The organism is Sulfurospirillum sp. SCADC (assembly GCF_000743525.1).
In the GTDB taxonomy this organism is placed as follows: domain Bacteria; phylum Campylobacterota; class Campylobacteria; order Campylobacterales; family Sulfurospirillaceae; genus Sulfurospirillum.
This window is the reverse complement of the sequence record NZ_JQGK01000032.1, coordinates 1-3610: the sequence shown is the minus strand read 5'-3', so window position 1 is coordinate 3610 and position 3610 is coordinate 1. Positions and strand designations below refer to the sequence as shown.

The 3610-nt window shown below is 34.7% G+C and carries 4 protein-coding genes; 3 read left to right on the top strand and 1 reads right to left on the bottom strand.

Features of this window, described 5'->3' with window-relative positions; genetic code table 11:
• Window positions 1-126: 126 nt before the first annotated feature.
• A complete protein-coding gene (locus tag JU57_RS13455) occupies window positions 127-1140 on the bottom strand; it encodes an SHOCT domain-containing protein (protein WP_037962169.1) in 1014 nt (337 codons plus the stop codon).
• A gap of 177 nt (window positions 1141-1317) precedes the next feature.
• Between JU57_RS13455 and JU57_RS13450 the strand changes: the two genes are divergently transcribed.
• From JU57_RS13450 to JU57_RS13440, 3 genes are all read left to right on the top strand, one after another.
• Complete coding sequence (locus JU57_RS13450) at window positions 1318-1569, top strand: helix-turn-helix transcriptional regulator (RefSeq protein WP_037962167.1); 252 nt, start codon at window positions 1318-1320, stop codon at window positions 1567-1569.
• A gap of 199 nt (window positions 1570-1768) precedes the next feature.
• Entirely contained in the window at window positions 1769-2032 is a 264-nt protein-coding gene (locus tag JU57_RS13445; protein WP_037962165.1) for a helix-turn-helix domain-containing protein, read from the top strand.
• Entirely contained in the window at window positions 2022-3314 is a 1293-nt protein-coding gene (locus JU57_RS13440; RefSeq protein WP_037962163.1) for a HipA domain-containing protein, read from the top strand. Before JU57_RS13445 ends, JU57_RS13440 begins: the two co-directional genes overlap by 11 nt.
• The last annotated feature ends 296 nt before the right edge of the window (window positions 3315-3610 follow it).

Here is a 3610-nt window from a genome sequence, read left to right as displayed (position 1 = left end):
GATGTATTTTGATGGGGGAGTAATACTTGGGTTTGAAGTGTTGTTGTAGCGCAACCGATTAGAAATAGCATCATTCCTAACGACAAGATTAGATTTTTAATATGCACGCATACCCCTCAATGATTATTATTGTTGCTTTTTCGTAATGGCATACTCTTGAATCTCTTTCATGCTCGTAAAGTTAGTACCGTTTTGTTGATTGAATTTTTGAACTAGCATCGCTTCCATTGGAGAAGATGCAACAGAAGTAGATGGTTTTACATCATTATTGAGTATTTTGGTTTTTTCTTTGTTATATTCCTCTTCGCTCAAAGCACCTGATTTATAAAGTTCGTGCAATTCTTTAATCTTATTTGCTTTCGAATCTGAAGAAGTTGATGGAGATACACTCGTAGAAACTGCAACTGGAGTTGAAGGCATATCCAACCCAACACTCTTATAAAGATTATTTTGTAAGGTTGTATTGTTTATATTTAGTGCCACTTTCTTAAGTTCACCATCAAAGAGTACAAATATATTTTGATGAATGGTGACGGCTGGGTCTCTATCGCCCATAGTTGAGCCTAATTGGCTTGGTTCAATCCTTGCTTGTCTAATCAAGGCACTTACTTTCTCGCCTGCTTTGTTATACTCAACAATAGCAAAGTCAGAATCGTACATGTAGATTTCAGTTTTTGTGTTTTCTTTAAGAGATCCTCCGACATAAGCTTTTAAAAGAGCTTGATTGCCTTCACCGTTATAGATACTATAGCCATTACCTCTTTTTTGAATGGTATCGATATATGCTTTTGCTATATCATCATTTAAAAAATCAGATGATTTACCCCTATAAAATTGTCGTGATTGACTTAGATAAATAAAGCTATCGGTTTCATACAGTCGTTTACATTCCAACAATAATCCATAGGGTAACGCGTTGATACTGGTTACTTTGGCAAATTTACCCTCAGCGAAAGTTTTGGTAAGCTCTTTATCTTGACTTTTTGCAATCAATTCTTGAGGTGTCTCTTTTTTTGAGAAGAGCATATTGCCCACATCTTTAGGACTTGGAATAAATGTGCCACTATCAGAATAACTTGAAGCACAACCACTTAACATAACTGCCATACTTAATGAAACGACATGCCCCCAATACTTCATACACCTATCCTTTATTCGTTAAAATGATCAATTTATTCTCAAAGACTCTTCTATAAGTAATATTTTTTTAAAACCATATGGTTTTAAATATATTCCTATAGAAAGCATCTCTATAGAGGATTGAAGGAAAACTATAATCAAACTAACCTTATAGAAAAATTATCTATAGGGATAAAAATGTTAAATATTCCGAATATTGTTACGCCTGAAGAGGAAGATGCATTTTTTCAATTGATTTCGGATAATGTGAAACGTCTTCGTAAAGAAAGAAAGATGAGTCAGCTTGAAGTAGCACTCTCTATTGGACAAAAAGCTCCAGGATTTTATGCAAATATGGAAAACTATGCGCATGGAAAGCATTTTAATCTCTCACATCTATTTCGTATTGCTAAACTGTTTGATGTCAGCATTGAAGAGTTTTTTCGATAAAGACTACTGTTTCTTCAAGAAACACTTCGATATTTCCATTTTCTCTTATCTATCAAGTCTTAAATTAACTGTACGAAAGTGTATTTTTTGATCAATGAATTATTTTTTATATATAAAAGTGTATGAATATACATTTTTAAAGTATATTTAATATAAATACGATATAACTACATAATAGTACAGTTTATAAAGGTTATCCATGAAAAGAGTAAAACAAACCGAAAAACCTGATTTTGAGACTATTACTTCCTCTCATGACTTTGGAAAAGTAGTTCAGTATAGGCGTACCTCTTTGGGATTAACCAGACAGATGGCAGCTAACTTATGCAATATCAATGAACGCACCATGGATAAAATTGAAAAAGGCAATGTTGCTGTGGGACTTGATAATGCATTAAAAGTGGCAAATGCTCTAGGTATTGAAATTCAATTTTTAATTAAAGGCAATAGTGATGAGCTCTAGCATGAACATCTTTTATAACCATCACGTGATTGCAAAACTCATTCTATCTGATAGCGATGATTTAGAACTCCTCTATACTGAAGAGTGGAAAGAAAATGGTTTTCCGCTCTCTCCTTGTTTGCCTCTGCAAGGAGTGCTTGATAAAAAAGATGTGAAAAATTTTGTTTTAAACTTACTCCCAGAAGGCAATGGACTTGAAGAGCTTAGTAAGCTGTTTCATATCAGTAAAGCCAATGCATTTGCTCTGCTCAATGCTATTGGTAAAGAGACTTCTGGTGCACTCTCCTTTGGTATGTCAGAGTCTATAGAAACAAGCTTTAGAGAAATCAGCAAAGAAGAGCTACAAGAGCGTATCAAAGAGCGAAAAAAAACACCCATTACCATTTGGGATGGTAAAGTCAGACTCTCTTTGGCAGGCGTACAGGAAAAACTTCCTATTGCCATTATCGATGGAAAATGTGGATTTGGTGAAGGAAAGCTTGCATCAACGCATATCTTAAAATTTGATACCAGCGATACCCATTTAGTGCTCAATGAATATATATCATTACATCTTGCCCACAAAGCAGGTTTGGCTGTCAATAAAGCAAAAATAGAGTTGTTTGATGATGAGCCTGTATTGGTCGTTGAGCGATTTGATCGAAAAATCTTACCTACGCGTCATGAAGTCCAGAAAATACATGTCATCGATGGATGTCAGCTACTATCCTTAGCTCCAAGCTATAAATACGAAAGAAATTTTGGAAGTGCACGTGATGTACAGCATATAAGGCAAGGGGTTAGTTTTGAGAAGTTAATTCACCATGAAAACAAACTGGATATTCCTTTGTTATATAAAAAAGCATTGCTTGATTGGTCACTTGTGAATTTGTGCCTTGGCAATAGTGATGCGCATGGTAAAAATATCTCTTTCTTTGTGAATAAATCAACCTTAACACTCGCTCCTTTTTATGATATTGTCAATGTCAAACTCTATACTACGTATGATCAAGATTTGGCTATGGCTATTGGAGATGAATTTGACATTGAAGCTATAAAACCCTATGACTTAGCTATGCATTGCCATACTCTTAATATTAAGCAACAGCAATTAGCACTCAGTTTTAATACCATTAGTACAAGGATTCGAAAAGAGTTAGAAAATAAAAACACCCTCTCTAATGTAAAAGAGATCAATACAGCATTTTATGAAACGTATACTCAAGATGTCATCACACGTATGGATCATTTAAAAAAAGTTGTTGAAGAATTCAAGAAAACTGATTTCTCCAATTATTTTTAAAAGAAGGATTCATTCCTTCTCCTCTAAAATTCTGCCTAACTCCATCATTTTATCAAACATCCTAGCCTTAGCATAGTTCTCTAACCAACTCCATGCCCAATAAGGAGCTGCTTGAGTAGACTCCCAAGCATTGACGCTTTGGTAATTGATATTGAGCATAGTGGCAAACTCTTTTTTACTTAGCCCTGCATGTTTAAATAGTCGACCCTGAAAAACCCAAAACCACCAACGTTAAAGCCTTCTTCCTCTAAGAATAAACCCCAACCCAAGCAGTAAAATCCAATACTGCCTGACAT